The organism is Brytella acorum (assembly GCF_029309905.1).
GTDB lineage: Bacteria > Pseudomonadota > Alphaproteobacteria > Acetobacterales > Acetobacteraceae > Brytella > Brytella acorum.
The window spans coordinates 627,578-644,552 of record NZ_JARBJP010000001.1 but is presented as its reverse complement, the minus strand read 5'-3'; the positions used below and the strand labels follow the sequence as shown (position 1 = coordinate 644,552).

15 protein-coding genes are annotated in these 16,975 nt (G+C 60.4%); 8 read left to right on the top strand and 7 right to left on the bottom strand.

Going from position 1 to position 16,975, the window contains the following annotated elements:
• Positions 1–5: 5 nt before the first annotated feature.
• The 3 genes from gnd to tkt form a co-directional block, all read right to left on the bottom strand.
• Positions 6–1,001 (bottom strand): phosphogluconate dehydrogenase (NAD(+)-dependent, decarboxylating), encoded by a 996-nt coding sequence (gene gnd / locus PWM43_RS02840; RefSeq protein WP_289841040.1) that lies wholly within the window; start codon positions 999–1,001, stop codon positions 6–8.
• Between the two features lie 91 nt (positions 1,002–1,092).
• Positions 1,093–3,972: a bifunctional transaldolase/phosoglucose isomerase gene (locus PWM43_RS02835; protein WP_289841039.1), complete on the bottom strand. Its 2,880-nt coding sequence runs from the start codon at positions 3,970–3,972 to the stop codon at positions 1,093–1,095.
• A gap of 138 nt (positions 3,973–4,110) precedes the next feature.
• Positions 4,111–6,225, bottom strand: coding sequence for a transketolase (gene tkt, locus PWM43_RS02830; RefSeq protein ID WP_394356013.1), 2,115 nt, complete (start codon positions 6,223–6,225; stop codon positions 4,111–4,113).
• 396 nt (positions 6,226–6,621) lie between these two features.
• On the opposite strand from tkt, the gene PWM43_RS02825 reads away from it, so the two are divergent.
• From PWM43_RS02825 to PWM43_RS02795, 7 genes are all read left to right on the top strand, one after another.
• Positions 6,622–7,647, top strand: coding sequence for an MBL fold metallo-hydrolase (locus PWM43_RS02825; protein ID WP_289841038.1), 1,026 nt, complete (start codon positions 6,622–6,624; stop codon positions 7,645–7,647).
• A gap of 54 nt (positions 7,648–7,701) precedes the next feature.
• A complete protein-coding gene (locus tag PWM43_RS02820) occupies positions 7,702–8,211 on the top strand; it encodes an ankyrin repeat domain-containing protein (protein WP_289841037.1) in 510 nt (169 codons plus the stop codon).
• Complete coding sequence (locus tag PWM43_RS02815) at positions 8,208–9,269, top strand: pyridoxal phosphate-dependent aminotransferase (RefSeq protein WP_289841036.1); 1,062 nt, start codon at positions 8,208–8,210, stop codon at positions 9,267–9,269. The genes PWM43_RS02820 and PWM43_RS02815 overlap by 4 nt, the downstream gene beginning before the upstream one ends.
• A 113-nt stretch (positions 9,270–9,382) precedes the next feature.
• Entirely contained in the window at positions 9,383–9,670 is a 288-nt protein-coding gene (locus PWM43_RS02810) for a hypothetical protein (protein WP_289841035.1), read from the top strand.
• Between the two features lie 139 nt (positions 9,671–9,809).
• On the top strand, positions 9,810–11,063 hold the full coding sequence (locus PWM43_RS02805) for an aminopeptidase (protein ID WP_289841034.1): 1,254 nt from the start codon (positions 9,810–9,812) through the stop codon (positions 11,061–11,063).
• On the top strand, positions 11,060–11,626 hold the full coding sequence (locus PWM43_RS02800; protein ID WP_289841033.1) for a hypothetical protein: 567 nt from the start codon (positions 11,060–11,062) through the stop codon (positions 11,624–11,626). The genes PWM43_RS02805 and PWM43_RS02800 overlap by 4 nt, the downstream gene beginning before the upstream one ends.
• On the top strand, positions 11,623–12,045 hold the full coding sequence (locus PWM43_RS02795; protein ID WP_289841032.1) for a hypothetical protein: 423 nt from the start codon (positions 11,623–11,625) through the stop codon (positions 12,043–12,045). The genes PWM43_RS02800 and PWM43_RS02795 overlap by 4 nt, the downstream gene beginning before the upstream one ends.
• Before the next feature lie 28 nt (positions 12,046–12,073).
• Here the strand turns inward: PWM43_RS02795 and fliJ are convergent, their stop codons facing one another.
• Both fliJ and fliI read right to left on the bottom strand, forming a co-directional pair.
• Positions 12,074–12,496 (bottom strand): flagellar export protein FliJ, encoded by a 423-nt coding sequence (gene fliJ / locus PWM43_RS02790; protein WP_289841031.1) that lies wholly within the window; start codon positions 12,494–12,496, stop codon positions 12,074–12,076.
• Positions 12,493–13,884, bottom strand: coding sequence for a flagellar protein export ATPase FliI (fliI, locus tag PWM43_RS02785; protein ID WP_289841030.1), 1,392 nt, complete (start codon positions 13,882–13,884; stop codon positions 12,493–12,495). The genes fliJ and fliI overlap by 4 nt, the downstream gene beginning before the upstream one ends.
• Positions 13,885–14,024: 140 nt before the next feature.
• Between fliI and PWM43_RS02780 the strand changes: the two genes are divergently transcribed.
• A complete protein-coding gene (locus PWM43_RS02780) occupies positions 14,025–14,750 on the top strand; it encodes a response regulator transcription factor (protein WP_289841029.1) in 726 nt (241 codons plus the stop codon).
• Here PWM43_RS02780 and thiD read toward each other — a convergent pair.
• Both thiD and glmM read right to left on the bottom strand, forming a co-directional pair.
• The gene (gene thiD / locus PWM43_RS02775; RefSeq protein ID WP_289841028.1) at positions 14,740–15,567 is read right to left on the bottom strand and encodes a bifunctional hydroxymethylpyrimidine kinase/phosphomethylpyrimidine kinase; all 828 of its coding nucleotides are present in this window, start codon (positions 15,565–15,567) and stop codon (positions 14,740–14,742) included. The genes PWM43_RS02780 and thiD overlap by 11 nt on opposite strands.
• A gap of 3 nt (positions 15,568–15,570) precedes the next feature.
• Positions 15,571–16,932, bottom strand: coding sequence for a phosphoglucosamine mutase (glmM, locus tag PWM43_RS02770; protein WP_289841027.1), 1,362 nt, complete (start codon positions 16,930–16,932; stop codon positions 15,571–15,573).
• Between the last annotated feature and the right edge of the window lie 43 nt (positions 16,933–16,975).

Here is a 16,975-nt window from a genome sequence, read left to right as displayed (position 1 = left end):
CTGCCTTACTTCTTCTCGACGTGTCCGCCGAAGCCGAAGCGCATCGCCGAGAGAACCTTCTCGGCATAATTATTGCCCGTCCGCGACCGGAAACGGGTGAACAGCGCCGCCGTCATGACGGGCACCGGAACACTTTCCTCAATGGCCGCCTCGATCGTCCAGCGACCTTCGCCGGAATCGGCAACCTGTCCCGAGAATTCGGACAGTTCGCCGTTTTTCGCCAACGCATCCGCGGTCAGATCGAGCAGCCAGGACGAAACGACACTGCCGCGGCGCCAGACTTCAGCGATGTCAGCCATGTTCAGATCGAAACGCTCGCCTTCCGGCAGAACCGGCGAATTCTTGCTCTTCATGACGTCGAAGCCTTCGGCAAAGGCCTGCATCATGCCGTATTCGATACCATTATGGACCATCTTCACGAAGTGTCCCGAACCCGCGGGACCACAGTGGAGATATCCCTCCTCCGCACGTGGATCGAGACCTTCCCTGTCGCGATCCTGCGTACGCGGGACATCGCCTTTTCCGGGTGAGAGCGCCTTGAGGATGGGGTCGATATGATCGGCCGCATCCTTCGTGCCGCCATACATCATGCAATAGCCGCGCTCGAGGCCCCAAACGCCGCCGGACGTGCCGACATCGACGTAGTGAATACCCTTTTCCGCAAGTTCCTTCGCGCGCCGCACGTCATCCTTGTAATAGGAATTGCCGCCGTCGATGACGATGTCACCCTCGCCGAGCAGACCCTTGAGTTCCTGCACGCAGGCTTCGGTGATCTCGCCCGCGGGCAGCATGACCCATACGATCTTGCGCTTCGCCGTGATCTTGTTCGCAAGATCCGCAACGCTGCTCGCCTGGATCGCCCGACCGCCCTCGGCACGATCATGAACCTTCGCCACGACGGCGGGATCGCGGTCGAACAGCACCACGTCATGGCCGTGACGACTTAGGCGAACCGCGATATTCCCGCCCATGCGGCCGAGGCCGACGATACCGATCTGCATATCTTCATTCTCCCGTACGCCGGATTTACAGGCGCACTGCTTCCCAGAGAGGGATGGACGGTCCCGAAAACGCGGGACCGTCCGTCTGTCTTCAAACAGCCTTGGCGATCGCCTCGGCCAGCAACTTCAGCCCGACATCCAGTGAGCCGCTGACGTGGACGCGCAGGGCGCGCCGGTGACGCTCCGACAGAACATCGAAATCACCACGCGCCTGAGCTGCCTTCACCACGCCGAACGTGTATTTCTCACCCGGAACACCGAGATCCGCCACGTCATCCGCCGTAATCTGCAGGAAAACGCCGGTATCAGGACCGCCTTTGTACGCCTGTCCGGTCGAATGGAGGAAGCGGGGACCGAACTCGGCCGCCGTGGCAACCTTGAGGGCGTCCCGCAGTCCCAGGCGCACTTTCTGAATCCATTCCCGCGTCGCCGTATCGCGCTCGACATAGGCAAGCACACCCACATAGTCGCCCGCTTTTACACGACCGAAATGCGCCTTGAGGATCGCAACCACGTCCCCTGTGCCAAGCGCCTTGGCGTTCGTGCCATCCGCATAGAAGGCAAACGGACCATCCTTGGCGAACGGTGTTTCCGGCGGCAGAGCTCCCGTTTCATTGAACGCATTGGTCAGCTTCTTCGTCTCGACCTTGCTGGCCTCGACATCGGGCTGATCGAACGGATCGATGCCCAGAACGGAACCGGCCACCGCCGTGGCAAACTCCCAGTGGAAGAAGGCCTGCGCAACCTGGATCTTGTCGGCCAGATCGAGGGTGACAACGGGCTCGCCCGCATCCCTGAGCGCCTTGATGGCCTTCTCCTGATGGGGACAAGGCGCATCTTTCAAGCGCAGATAGGCAAAAACGCGGTCCTTGCCATAGACTGACGCGGCGCCGAGCGTCTCGTCGTCAATGGGAATCAGACCCTTGCCGCGCTTGCCGGTCGACTCGGCAATCAACTGCTCAAGCCACGCACCGAGGTCATAAATCGCGGGCGACGCCACGATCGTGACCTTGTCGCGCCCAAACGTGGTCGCGCCAACCCCAAGAATGACGCCGAGTTTGAGCGCGTCATTCTCTTCCGGAGGCACGCTCGCCGCGGCTTCCCGGACCCCATGGAGCGCGGAATGCAGGAAGTGACGGACGTTCAGGCCACTCGCCGCCGCCGGGACCAGACCGAAATTGGACAGGACCGAGAACCGACCGCCGATCTCCTTTTCGCCGTAGAAGATCTTCCAGAAGCCGTCTTTCCTGGCGACCGCTTCCATGTGCGAACCGGGATCGGTCACCGCCACGAAATGCGATCCGGGCGCATGACCCAGCGCTTTTTCGGCAGCCGCAAAGAAATAGGCCTTGAGAATATTCGGCTCCAGCGTGCCGCCCGACTTGGACGAGACGATGAACAGCGTCTTCTTCAGATCGACCGATTTCTCGTAGGTCACGACCTGCTGGGGGTCCGTGCTGTCAAGGACATGCAGCGTCGGAAAGCCCTCATGCCGACCGAACGTCTCGGCGATCACCTCCGGCCCGAGGCTCGAACCACCCATGCCCAGCAACAGGACATCGGTGAAACCCTTGGCCCTGACCTCTTTCGCGAACGCTTCAAGCTCGTCGACATGCGCCAGACGCTCGTCGACGATATCGAGCCATTTCAGCCATTTCGCTTCTTCACCACCTGTCCAGACAGAAGGATCGCGCGCCCAGAGCTTGCGGAGCTTACCGTGCTTGCGCCAGTTCTCGACCTCGGCCTTAACGGCCGCTGCGAACTCCCCCGGCAGATGCGCCTCCTGCGCGATCAGTTTGTCTCCGAGAAACGTCCTCTGCTTGTTGGCTACCGCCCCGAGCAGCTTGTCGAACGCATCGCAGAACGAGGCACACCCTTCGGTGACCAGCGTTTCGGTGACGGCATCGAGGTTGAGACCCAGGCGCTTCTGCTCCGCCATCACATGCGTCGCGCCAGCGACATCATGCGTGAGGCTGTCGCTGACTTTACCGTGGTCGCGGAAAGCGTCGAATGTCGCGGGCGGAATGGTGTTGACCGTGTCCGCACCGATCAGAGAGTCCACGTAGAGGACGTCGGAATACGCCTTGTCCTTCGTGCCGGTCGAAGCCCAGAGCAGACGCTGCGGGTTCGCACCGGCAGCGGCGAGCTTCTGCCAGCGCGCGGACTTCGTGACGTCCAGATAGTGCTGGTAAGCAATTTTCGCATTCGCGATCGCGACCTTGCCGCGCAGCGCCTTCAGGGCGTCGGCGTCCTTGTCGCCCGCCGCCACACGCTTGTCGATCTCGGCATCGATCTTTCCGTCGATACGGCTGACGAAGAACGAGGCGACACTCGCGATCTTCGAGATGTCCTGTCCCTTGGCATGACGCGCTTCGAGCCCCTTGATATAGGCCTCGAGCACATTCTTATACGCATCAAGCGAGAAGAGCAGCGTCACGTTGACGCTAATTCCTTCGGACGTCACCGTCTCGAAGGCCGGAATGCCTTCCTTCGTGCCGGGAATTTTGATCATCAGGTTTTCGCGGTGGACGGCTTTCCAGAGACGGCGCGCCTCTTCCGTCGTACCTACGGTGTCGAAAGCCAGATAAGGCGAAACTTCCAGACTGACATAGCCATCAAGCCCCTTCGTCTCCACGAACACAGGGTGCATGACCTTCGCGGTAGCCTGGATGTCGGTAATGGCGAGTTTCTCGTAGAGTTCGCCCGCCGACAACGTTTCGTGCGCCAGCAGTTCCTTCATCTGAGGATCGTACTCGGTGCCGGCCCCCATCGCCTTTTCGAAAATGGCCGGGTTGGACGTTACGCCCCGAAGCCCGTCCTCATCGACGAGTTTCTTCAGGCTGCCATTTTCCGTGAACGAACGCTGAATGAAATCCAGCCAGGGTGACTGGCCGTGCTTGCTGAGGGCGACAAGCGGATTGGCACCTCTGCCGTCCGACTTGTGGTCGTGTGACTTGTGATCGACGTCCATGACATCCTCCTCGTAATCCGCAGATCGGGCCTGGAGCCCGCCACCTGCGTTGTGACCTGTTCTCCAGGCCGCGACATTCCGGCGTGCAAAGCGCGGTCTGCCCGGCGGATTGCCCGCCAAGCGGACCGCGGACGCGACTTACTTGCGTTCGGCCTGCTTCAGGGCTTCGCTGACGACGTGCTCAACCGTGAAACCGAACTTCACGAGCAGATCCTTCAGGGGCGCCGAAGCCCCGAAATCGTTCATCCCGATCATCGCGCCGCCAAAGCCGGCATAGCGATCCCAGCCGAACGGCGATGCCTGCTCGACAGCGACGCGGCCCTTGACATCGGGTGGCAGAACGCTGTCGCGATAAGCCTGATCCTGGCGTTCGAACAACTCGAAGCTGGGGAAGGATACGACGCGCGCCTTCACGCCCTTGGACACCAACTGCTCGTATGCGGCGACCACGAGCCCGACTTCCGAACCCGATGCCATGAGGATGACGTCCGGCTTGCCTTCACAACTGGCCAGCACATAAGCGCCCTTGGCGAGTCCCGAAACGGGCGCGTATTTCGAGCGATCCAGGGTCGGCAGGTCCTGACGGCTCAGGATCAGGGCCACGGGCTCATGAAGCGTCGGCACGAGGAAACGCCACGCCTCGGAAACCTCGTTCGCATCGCCCGGCCGAATGGTGACGATCCCCGGAGTGGCACGAAGCTGCGCGAGCTGTTCGATCGGCTGATGCGTGGGACCGTCTTCGCCCACGCCGATGGAGTCGTGGGTAAAGATATAGGTGACGGGCAGCTTCATCAGCGCCGACAGGCGGATGGGCGCCTTCATGTAATCGGAGAAGATCAGGAAGCCCGAACAGTAAGCCCGCAACCCGCTCAGCGCGAGACCGTTGCTGATCGCGCCCATCGCATGCTCGCGCACGCCGAACGCGATGTTACGACCACCATAGCTGCCGTTCCACTGGGGCGGCTGAAAGATGCCCGCACCCTCGAAGGTGAGATTGGTTTTCGTCGAAGGCGACAGGTCCGCCGAACCACCGAGCATCCAGGGCAGGTTTTTCGCAACCGCGTTGATGACCTTCCCCGAACTGGCCCGCGACGCGAGACCCTTGGGGTCAGCGTCGAACGTCGGAATATCCTTGTCCCAACCCTCAGGCAGACGATTCTCGAAGATCGCCTTCAGTTCGGCGGCCTCCTTCGGATATTCCTTCGAATAAGCGTCGAACTTCCGGTACCATTCGGCGCTGTCGCGCGCGCCGCGCTTGCCCAGACCGTCCTGGAAGTGCGCCTGAACGCCCTCGGGAACATAGAAATCCGGCACATCAGACGGCCAGCCGTAGGAAGCCTTCGCGCCCTTGATTTCCTCGGCACCCAGCGGCTCGCCATGCGCGGAGGCGGTGCCCGCCTTCTTCGGCGCGCCATAACCGATCACCGTGTGAAGGATGATGAGGCTCGGACGATCCTTGACGCGATGCGCTTCATGAATCGCAGCCGTCACCGCTTCGAGATCGTTGACGTCCTTGACGACCTGAACATGCCACTTATAGCCCTCGAACCGCTTGCCCACGTCTTCCGTGAAGGCGAGGTCCGTCGAGCCCTCGATGGAGATGCGGTTGCTGTCATAGAACCACGTCAGGTTCCCCAACCCGAGATGTCCGGCGGTGGAGGCCGCTTCGGAAGACACACCCTCCATCATGTCGCCGTCACCGCAAAACACGTAGGTGTGATAATCGAACAGATCGAAGCCGGGGCGGTTGTAGTGGGCCGCGAGCCACTTCTCGGCCATGGCCAGGCCGACCGAATTGCCGCAACCAGCGCCTAGCGGACCCGTCGTCGTCTCGACACCGGCGGTATGATGGTATTCCGGATGCCCCGGCGTCTTGGAATCAATCTGGCGGAACTGCTTGAGATCCTCGACCGTCAGCGAAGGCTCGTTCACGACCTTGCCGTTCACCACGTTCTTCACGCCAGTGAGGAAGATCGTGGAATAAAGGAGCATGGACGCATGACCGATCGACAGAACGAAACGGTCACGGGCGGGCCAGATCGGATTGGCCGGATCGTATCTCAGCTCGTTCTGCCAAAGGGTATACATCGCCGGCGCCAGCGCCATGGCCGTGCCCGGATGACCCGAATTGGCCTTCTGGACAGCATCCATGGAGAGCGTGCGGATCGTGTCGATGCTCAGTCGCGCGACGTCGTTCACGCGCGCGCCCCCGGCCTCGGCGGCCATAACCGCATGGTTGCTGATCGAACGCATTAATTTCCAACCTCCGAAATGGGCCACCACGTCTAACGAAAAACGCTGAGATGCGATGCGGGCATAAGTCCGACGGATGAGAGACAGACCACAGAGCAGGAGACACCACGGGGGATCGCCACCGTTGGAACTCCTGTCGTGGGCACTCCGAGGCCACGACCGCACGCGCACCGCGCTCAGTGCCAACGCCATCCGCCTCAACAGCATCACATTCTCATGTGACATTGCGCAGAACAAGCACCGACCCGTAGCAATTTCGCTACACGTTGCGATGCCATAAAGCGACGAACCCACATTCTGTTCCATAGCCGACGCCTTCACGTCTGCTCGATCGGTCAGCGGGAAGGCACGTCGCAGTGCCATTTTCAAACCGCATTTTCCTCAAGAGGCATTCTCGTGACATTTCCCGCCCCGAACCACTTTGACGGCAAGAAGTTTTTCAACCCCCCGCAGTTTTCCTTCCCCGACGAACCCGCCCCAGGTAATCGACGGCGATTTACGATCCTGCGCTGGCTTTTCAGTCTGCGCTTTCGCTGGCCGGACGCCCGCCCGCAGCGCGTTCATGCCCTGCCGCCGCCACCTGCGCCGGGCACCGTCACCGTCACTTTCATCAACCACGCGACATTCCTGCTTTGCATTGGACGCATAGCAAAACCGCCGTTGAGAATTCTGACGGATCCCGTTTTCTCGGAGCGCTGTTCTCCCTTCCGCAATTTTGGACCGCGCCGCGTGACTCCGCCGGGAATCCCTCTCGCGGATCTGCCACCGATCGATATCGTGGCAATTTCGCATTGCCATTACGATCACCTGGATCTTCCCACACTGCGCTTTCTTGCCAGACGCGATTCTCCCTTCTGCGTCACGCCACTCGGCAATGCCCGCTTCCTGCGGAAAGCTGGAATGAAGCGGATCGTGGAACTCGACTGGTGGCAAAACCACATGTGCGGCGATGACCTCACGGTGACCGTCACGCCCGCGCGCCACAACAGCGCCCGCACACCCTTCGACCGCAACCGGGCGCTGTGGGGCGGCTTTCATTTCTCCACACCCGCCGGAACTCTCTATTTCTCCGGCGATTCCGCACACGGCACCCATTGGCAGATGATCCGCGATCGCCTCGGCTCTCCCGATATCGCCATTTTGCCGATCGGTGCCTATGCGCCGCGCCCGATCATGCGACGGGCTCACACCGATCCCGAAGAAGGCTTCGCAGCCTACCAGACCCTCGCACCCCGCCATGCGTTCGGCATGCATTACGGCACGTTCCAGCTCAGTGAGGAGGGTATCGACGAACCAGCGGCGCGCCTTCGCCTCGCCACCCGAGCCGCCGGGCTGCCGGACGAGACTTTCGAGTGCCTCGAAAACGGAGAATCCCGAACCATTACAGAAGCGACCATATGCCATGACAAAAAGAGCGGCTAAACCATCCCCCATTCTGTAAAAACGTCCCACACCGGACCCGCCATGAGATGCGCCATGACTGACACCGCTCCTTCCGGCACCTTTACGCAGGAACAGATTACATCTCTGTTTCATGATGCCGCGCGTCGGAACGATCTGGACCTGATCAACCAGTTCCTCGATGCCGATATGGCCATCAATGCGCAGGACAGTCGCGGCTACACAGCACTTCTCATCGCGACGTATAATGGCAACATCGATGCGGCACGCCTGCTCCTCGAGCGCGGCGCGAACCCGGACATACGCGACCTGAAGGGCGCCACCGCGCTCTCGGGCGTCGCCTTCAAGGGCAATGAAGAGCTGGCCCGGCTTCTGGCCAGCTTCGGCGCCACCATTGATGCGCCTAACCTCGTTGGCCGCACACCGTTGATGTTTGCCGTCATGTTCGGTCGGGACGACATGGTGCGTCTGCTCCTGCGACTGGGCGCGGACCCGGACTTCATCGACACCGAAGGTCAGTCGCCGCGCGACGTCGCCGAAGGTCAGGGCCGCGCCGATCTGCTGGTCGCTCGCCTCGCATCATGAGTCGCCTATGGAACCGCCGGGTCGCGGCGCTCGATCCTTACGTTCCGGGCGAGCAGCCCAAAGCGCTGGACCTGCTGAAACTCAACACCAACGAGTTGCCCTACGGCCCGAGTCCGCGCGCGCTCGACGCGATGCGCGCCCTGTGCGACGACAGTCTGCGCCTCTATCCAGACCCGACCTCGCTGACGTTGAGAGAGGCGATCGCGGCGTGTTACGCCACGACGATCGATCGTGTTTTCGTTGGAAACGGTTCGGACGAAGTCCTCGCCCACGCTTTTCGTGGCCTGGTCCGCGACGACGCGCCCCTCCTGTTCGCGGACGTCACATACGGCTTCTATCCCGTGTATTGCGAGCTTTTCGACCAACCCTATCAGAACATCCCGGTCAGGTCGGATTTCACGATCGACGTACGGGATTATGTAGCGCCATGTGGCGGCATCGCGATTGCCAATCCCAACGCCAACACCGGCATTGCGCTGCCACTCGAGCAGATCGAATGGCTGGCACGGTCTCAGCCGGACTGCACGATCATCGTGGACGAAGCCTATGTCGACTTTGGCGCCAGTTCGGCCATGTCCCTTACGGAACGCCATGACAATATCCTCGTCGTCCAGACCGTCTCCAAATCGCGTGCGTTTGCGGGCCTGCGCGTCGGCTATGCCGTCGGCCATCCCGATCTGATCGATGGCCTGACCCGGATCAAGGACAGCTTCAACTCCTATCCGCTTGATCGGCTCGCCCAGGCCGGCGCCGCAGCCGCCATCGAGGATGCGGCATGGCTCATGGAAACAACGGCGCGAGTCGTTGCGACGCGCGATGCCCTGGCAGAAGCGCTGAAAGACCGCGGCTTTCAGGTGCTTCCATCTTGCGCGAATTTTATCCTCGTGCATCATGAAGACCACTCAGCCGTGAATCTGCAGCGACTTCTGCGCGAACGCGACATTATCGTCCGTCGCCTGAGTCATCCGCGCATCGAGGACTGGCTGCGCATCACCATTGGTACGGATCGCGATTCCGACCGTCTGCTGACGGCGATCGACGATATCCGCGCCAACTGAACCGGGCCATCAGGCCAGACGCTGCGCCATCACCGCGAAGCATCCCTGAGACATCTCTCCTGCCGGGGACGATGTGCGGCCCATTTTATCGTCTCCCCTAACGGACCAGAAACATGCGTGCATTTCACGGACAGATTTCCGACAACCAGCCGATCCGCCGCAATCTTGCGGAAAAAGAGAAACAGCTTCGCGACCTCAAGGAAACACTTGCGAACATGAAGTCGCATACGGCACCGGCACTGCGTGAAAGCGTGCAGCGCCGGATCACGGAATTGCAGACCGAACTGCGCATCGCCGCCCGCAAAAAGGCCGAGGCAGCGACCGAAGCGCCTTCGCGAACCGAGAACGAGAGGCCGTCCGCTTCGCGCCGCCCCCGCCGCGTCACAAGTTTTCACACCTGATTTCCGTGGCTCGTGCAGGAGATGTCGCAAACAGAGGGATGGAACTCCATCCAGTTTCGCGATCTGCCATTGGCCACCTCTTGCAACGTTCCCTCAACCGTAACAGGTTGAGAGAACGTTCTTTTCCGGGAAGCCGTTCATGTCCCCTCACCTGCCGCCCATAAGTCCGAATGCTGATCTGCTCGACAAACTGGCGCAAGTCGCCGTTCAGGTCGGCCTGAATCTGCAAGAAGGCCAGCAACTCATCATCACCGCCCCGCTTGAAGCGGTCCCGCTCGTGCGACGCATCACCGAACATGCCTATCGCCGTGGCGCGAGCCTCGTCAGTCCGTTTTATACAGACGACGAGACCACGCTCTTGCGATTCCAGCATGCGTCCGACGCAGCTCTTGATACGGCGACCGGGTGGCTGTCGGACGGTATGGCGCACGCCTACCGAAACGGTGCGGCCCGAATGGCCATCACGGGCGCCGATCCGACACTGCTGAAAGACCAGGCTCCCGCGCGCGTTGCGAGGGCGAATCGTTCGGCCTCCGCTGCGGGCCGGCCCGCAATGGAAGTCATCACGGCTTTCGCCACCAACTGGAACATCGTCGCCTATGCGGGCGCCGCATGGGCGCAGCAGGTCTTTCCCGCATTATCTCCCGAGGAAGCTCAGAGACGCTTATGGGATGCAATCTTCGAAGCTTCCCGGGTCAAAGCCCCGGATCCGGTCGCAGAATGGCAGGCTCATAACGCCCGCCTTCATACCTTTTCGAAATATCTTAACGATGCGCGCTTCCACGCCCTGCATTTCAGCGGGCCGGGCACGGATCTGGTCGTCGGTCTCGCGGACGGCCACGCGTGGGCGGGAGGTTCGGAACTGACGACCAGCGGCATCGAATGCAATCCGAACATTCCGACCGAAGAAGTCTTCACGACACCGCATTGCCGCCGTGTCGAAGGCACGGCGCGCAGCACGAAGCCGCTTTTCCATCAGGGCACCCTGATCGACGATATTCAGGTACGGTTCGAAGGCGGTCGGATCGTGGAAGCGCATGCTTCGAAGGGCGAAGACGTACTCCGCCGTATTCTGGATACGGATGAAGGCGCCGCACGCATTGGCGAAGTCGCCCTGGTGCCGCATTCGTCTCCGATTTCCCGAACCGGCATCCTGTTCCGCAACACGCTGTTTGATGAGAACGCCGCAAGCCATATCGCGCTGGGGCAGGCTTACTCCAAATGCATGTTCGACACCGAGGGTCTGGACGCCGTGGGTCTGAACGCACGCGGCGCCAATGAGAGTCTCATCCATATCGACTGGATGATTGGCTCGGGTGATATATCGGTCGACGGACGGGATCGCGACGGAAACGAAACGCCGCTCATGCGCGGTGGAGAATGGGTCAAATGACGATAAAGAGAATCCTGTGGCTGTGCGCGGCGCTCACGCCGACGACGCTGGTCACGCCAGCTTTTGCGCAGGACGTTAACGGCTACCCGACAACCGGCTATCCAGAGGCTCCACCCCCCGGAGGCATGCCGCAGCAACAGGCGCCGGCACAACAGATACCGCCTCAGATGCGCGCGGACATCACGGCGGGCATGCGTTATCCATTGCCTGCGAACTTCATGCCCCGCGCCCGCCAAACCCTGCAAAACCTCTCTGAAGCTGGTATCCAGCCTCCCAATTCCACGGGTCTGTCCCTTCAGCAAACTATCGCGGCCATGCGCGACACGCCCGGCGTCGAACAGATCCTGTCGCAACAGGGCTTTACGCCAGAAACATTCGTCATGGGCATGACAGCCTTCGGAATGACACTCGCCGCCACGAACGGACAGAAGCTTCCAGCCGAAATTCCGTCTCCGGATCCTGCAAACGTGAAGCTGTTTCATGAGCATCCCGAAGACGTCACGAAGCTGATGGAAGCGATGGGAACGCCACCTCAACAGCAGGGGCAGCAACCTGCACAATGAACGCGCTCACTCTGGATCCCACGCGCCTTCCCGCCCTTGATATCATCACGCTGGCACAAAGCGGCGTTCTGGTGCGCGCGGAACGTGAAACATCGCCTGACGGCGTGCCGGTTTTCCTGACGCAGGAAGGATGGCTGGACTTACATGAATGCCATCCTTCACTCGGACTCCCAGAACTTCAACTCGCCGTTGAAAAGGCGACACGTCATCTCATGACGCATGCGGCAGAGACGGTCGCCACTCAAAAGCCCGACGCGGCTCCCGGCCTCTTCATCTGTCCCAGCGATTTTTTCGAGGAGAACGGCGACGTCCACATCGTATTTGTGCGCGATATCGCGCATCCGGTCGTCTGCGCCGTTATCGGCACTCGGGAGCACATCCGGCATATACTGAGCATTACAGAGCCGGAGGAAAGCTGAGCGCCCTTTTCCGGTTCACGGCCGTCTTTCAGAAGGGCGGCGGCCTGTTCGCCAGATCGTCGTTCTCGTTCTGCTCACGCCTCTGGGCTTCCAGACGCGCTTCCTTCTGACGTCGTGCGTCGAGCGTCTCGACCGCCTTGAATGCTGCGCGCGCACTGATCATGGCAGCCTGTGCGACAGCGCGATCCAGACCCGCCCGCTCTTCCTCGGTTTGTGCAGCCTGGATCGCCGCGCGACCGCGCGGTATCCAGCGGGCAAATGCCTCGACAGCCAGATCGTCACATTCTGGGCTCGAAACAAAATTTTCCTGTTCGAGGAAATATCGCTCGGCATGGCGGACGGCTTCACTCGCCTCCCGTTCCCGTGCGATCGCGGCAGCCAGTCCCCGCTCCGCTTCTTCCTGTTCCTGTCGACGCAACCTCAGAAGCGTCTGTAGCGGAGAACGTGTCACAACGGCAGTTCCTCACCGAATAAAGCGCCCAGTTTTGCAAATCCTTCCACAAGCGTCGACGCCTCCGTTTTCTCCTGGCTGAGAAGTGCCGTAAGACCGGGCATCAAACGTATGGCTTCATCGACCGACGGATCTGTTCCCTGCTTGTAGGCGCCCAGGCGAATCATATCGATCATACCCTCATAGCTGGCCATCAAAGCCCGCGCTCGTCTGGTCAGGGCATTTTCCTGCGCGGAGTTACATCCTGGCACCGCACGGGAGAGCGACCGCAACACGTCTATCGCCGGATAACGCCCTTCTTCGGCGATACGCCGATCCATCACCACGTGTCCGTCCAGAATCCCGCGCACGGCGTCCGAGACGGGCTCGTTTGTATCATCTCCCTCGACGAGAACTGTAAACAACGCCGTGATGAAACCGGCTTTTCCCGTCTCCGGCATCACGGCGCCCGGTCCAGCACGTTCCAGCAGCATCGGAAGTTCAGCAAAAACCGAAGGCGGATATCCCCTGGTCGCGGGAGCCTCACCCACGGATAGACCGATTTCGCGCAATGCGAGACAAAAACGCGTGACGCTGTCCATCAGGAGAAGGACGGATTTTCCCTGATCGCGAAAATATTCGGCAATCGTCATCGCCGCGTAAGGCGCCTCGCGGCGCATAAGCGGTGGCGTATCCGACGTGGCGATCACGACAACGCTTCGCTTCAGTCCCTCAGGCCCCAGATCGTCTTCGATGAACTCGCGAACTTCACGTCCTCGTTCTCCAACAAGCGCGATCACGGCGACATCGCAATCGGCCTGCCGTGCGAGCATTGAAAGCAATGTTGATTTTCCAACGCCGGATCCCGCGAAAAGTCCAAGCCGCTGTCCTTCGCGACAGGTCGTAAAAACGTCCAGCGCGCGTACTCCAAGACTGATGCGCGGCCCAAGCCTCGCACGCTGCGTCGCCAAGGGCGGCGCCGCCCTCAGAGGCTTCGGATACAGCCCGGGCACGAGCAGGCCGCGCCCGTCAATCGGTTTGCCCAGCGGGTCGATGACCCGTCCCAACCATGTGTCATCGACGTTCAGTGATCTTGTACCGCGTTCCTTGCGAAACGGGAAAACAGCTTCCGTGCCCGGCCCGACACCATCCAGCGTGCTAAACGTCATCAGGCGCGCCTCGTCGTCCTTAAATCCCACAACCTCCGCGCGAACAGGCTCTCCTCCACTCGGGTTGAGCGTTACACGGTCGCCAATGGTCACGAAGGCGTTCAACCCGCGAACAGAGACGCAAAGCCCTGATATTTCATGGACATTTCCGATGATATCGCAGGGACTGAACGCCTGAACCTCAATGAGAAGCGCCTCCAGAGGGTCGATTTCAGAAGAGACGGGATCGGCATTTTCCATGATGAGAAGCTATCCCCGAGCACTTACCAGAGGGTTAACAGATGCGGAAATTCACAAAGTTGCATCCCATAAGATATTTATGGTTGATAAGCACAACCCTGGGTGGTAACTAATCATCAACGAACTCTGGGGTTGCCGAAATGCGCATTCTTCTCGTCGATAACGATCTCCGTGCCGCCACCAATCTTCTTCAGATCATGCGTAACAATGGTTTCACGGTTGATCATACAACCTCGGGACGTGAAGCCGTCGAAATTCTCCGGCATTACGATTACGACGTCGCCATCCTTGAGCTGACGCTGGACGATATCGAAGGTTACAGCGTCATCCGGGAAGTCCGTCAGGCACGCGTCAACACGCCAATTCTTGTCCTGACGAGTCTTTCGCGGCCCCAGGCCAAGATCAAGGCGTTCGCCGTGGGCGCGGACGACTACATGACGCGTCCTTTCGACACGGCTGAACTGATTGCGCGTCTACAGGCCATTCTGCGCCGCTCACGCGGCCTCAGCACGGCGCAGGTTCATATCGGCCCGCTACAGATCGATCTTAACGCGAAACAGGCCTATGTCAGCGGGGATGCCGTCCATCTCACCGGCAAGGAATACGCGATCCTCGAACTGCTTGTCCTGCGCCGGGGCAGCGTTCTCACCAAGGATGCGTTTCTCAACCATCTGTATGGCGGCATTGACGAGCCGGAAATGAAGATCATCGATGTCTTCATCTGCAAGCTCCGTCGGAAGCTCCAGCAAAAAGGCGCTGGCAATCTGATCACGACGGTCTGGGGACGGGGTTATATCCTGCGTGAGGATCAGACCGGGCGCGTCGAAAGGGTCATGCCCTCGGAACCGGAAAGCCTCACCGCTTAAGGGGTTCCGCTCGACATTCCCCGGCCGATGTAACCGTAACAGCATGGTTCATCGGCCCCGAAGGCCCGGATCCAAGCTCGATGGCATGGATAATCGCCAAGCGGACAAAACGACGCGCTCGCTCGACGGCTGCCTCAAGCGGCTGTCCCTGCGCCAGCCCGGTCGCGATCGCACTGGCCAGCGAACATCCCGTTCCGTGGGTCGCTCGTGACTCGATCCGTTCGCCTTCAAACAGTCGAATACCATTCTCCGTCGCCAGAACATCGGTCAGACGTCCCCCCGACAAATGACCACCCTTCACCAAGACTGCGGCGGCACCGTCATGTCGGAGTTGCCGGGCGGTCTCGACCATGTCCTCGACATCCGTGATGCGCGCGCCCGTCAGGATTTCGGCTTCCGGGATATTGGGGGTCAAAACGGTAGCCTTAGGAAAAAGCCGCTCTTTCATCGCGGCCACAGCGTCGCCTTTGATCAAAGACGCTCCGCTGGATGCCACCATCACGGGATCTACGACGCAGGCTGCCACTGTCCGGTCATCCAGAACATCGCAAACCGCCGTGATGATGTCGGCAGACGGAAGCATGCCCGTCTTGACGGCATCGATACCCAGATCATCAAAAACAGAGGCCATCTGTCGCGCCACAAAGGCGGCCGGGACCGGATAGATATCCTGAACGCCAATCGTATTCTGGGCGGTCAGCGCCGTAATGGCCGTCATGGCAAAGCCGTTGAGAGCGGTTATGGTTTTTATATCCGCCTGAATACCGGCTCCGCCGCCCGAGTCACTGCCCGCGACAATCAGCACACGCCCATGCATCGTTCAGACGACCGCCAATTCCTGAATGGTCTCGCACATGAACGAGACGCAGCTTTCAACGAGTGCCTCGTCATTGGCCTCCACCATAACCCGGATCAAAGGTTCGGTGCCGCTGGCACGCAACACCAGTCGACCGTGGCCTTCCAGCCGCGCCTCCACATCTTGCCTTGCACGCTCGAGCGCTGGCGTTCCCAGCGGACTCAATCCGCTATAACGGACGTTGCGAAGCAACTGCGGATAAGGCGTGAAGACGCGACAAATTTCACTTGCCGGGCGCCCGGATTCCACCAGAACGGCAAGAACCTGCAAGGCGGCCACCAGTCCATCGCCAGTCGTCGCATAATCCGACAACACCACATGTCCGGACTGCTCGCCGCCCAGATTGGCGCCAATCTCACGCATTTTCTCGACAACGTAGCGATCCCCGACCGCGGTACGCAACAGGGTGATCCCCTGACTCGCGAGATGCTTCTCCAGCCCCAGATTGGACATCACCGTCGCAACCACCACGTCTCCACTCAGAGCGCCGCGTTGCTGCCAGGAACGCGCGATCAGACCGAGAATCTGATCGCCGTCAACGATCTGCCCCTGCTCGTCACTGATGATGACGCGATCCGCATCACCGTCGAGCGCGATCCCGAGCTGGGCATTATGCTCAACGACCGCGGCGCAAAGCTTTTCCGGACGCGTCGAGCCACAATCCGCATTGATGTTAACGCCGTCCGGATCGCAACCGATGCGGATCACCTCGGCGCCCAATTCCCAAAGCGCTGTCGGCGCGACACGGTAAGCCGAACCATTGGCGCAATCAATCACGATCTTCAGACCGTCCAGCCGCAATCCACGGGGGAAGGATGCCTTGGCATTTTCAACGTAACGACCGGCGGCATCGGTAAGCCGGGAAGCACGTCCGAGATCGGCAGGCGCCGCGAGATGAGGTGAAAGATCCGTCTCCATCAGCGCTTCGATTTCGCGCTCGTCATGATCCGAGAGCTTGAAACCCGTTGGACCGAAAATCTTGATTCCGTTGTCTTCATACGGATTATGTGACGCGGAAATCATGATACCGAGATCGGCCCGAAGAGAACGCGTCAGCATCGCCACAGCGGGTGTCGGCAGTGGCCCCACGAGCGTTACATCCATCCCTGCGGACAAAAAACCAGAGACCAGCGCGCACTCGATCATATAACCCGAAAGACGGGTATCTTTGCCCAGGATAACCCGCTGACGATGCTGGGACTGGCGAAAACGCACACCGACCGCCTGACCGAGACGCTGCGCGATTTCCACCGTCATCGGCGCCGTATTGGCGGTGCCGCGAATACCATCGGTTCCAAAGAGCTTCCTGGGCCTGCTCGCATTCATCTCGGCCATCACTCCAAATCACGATTCGATGCCGCTATCTATA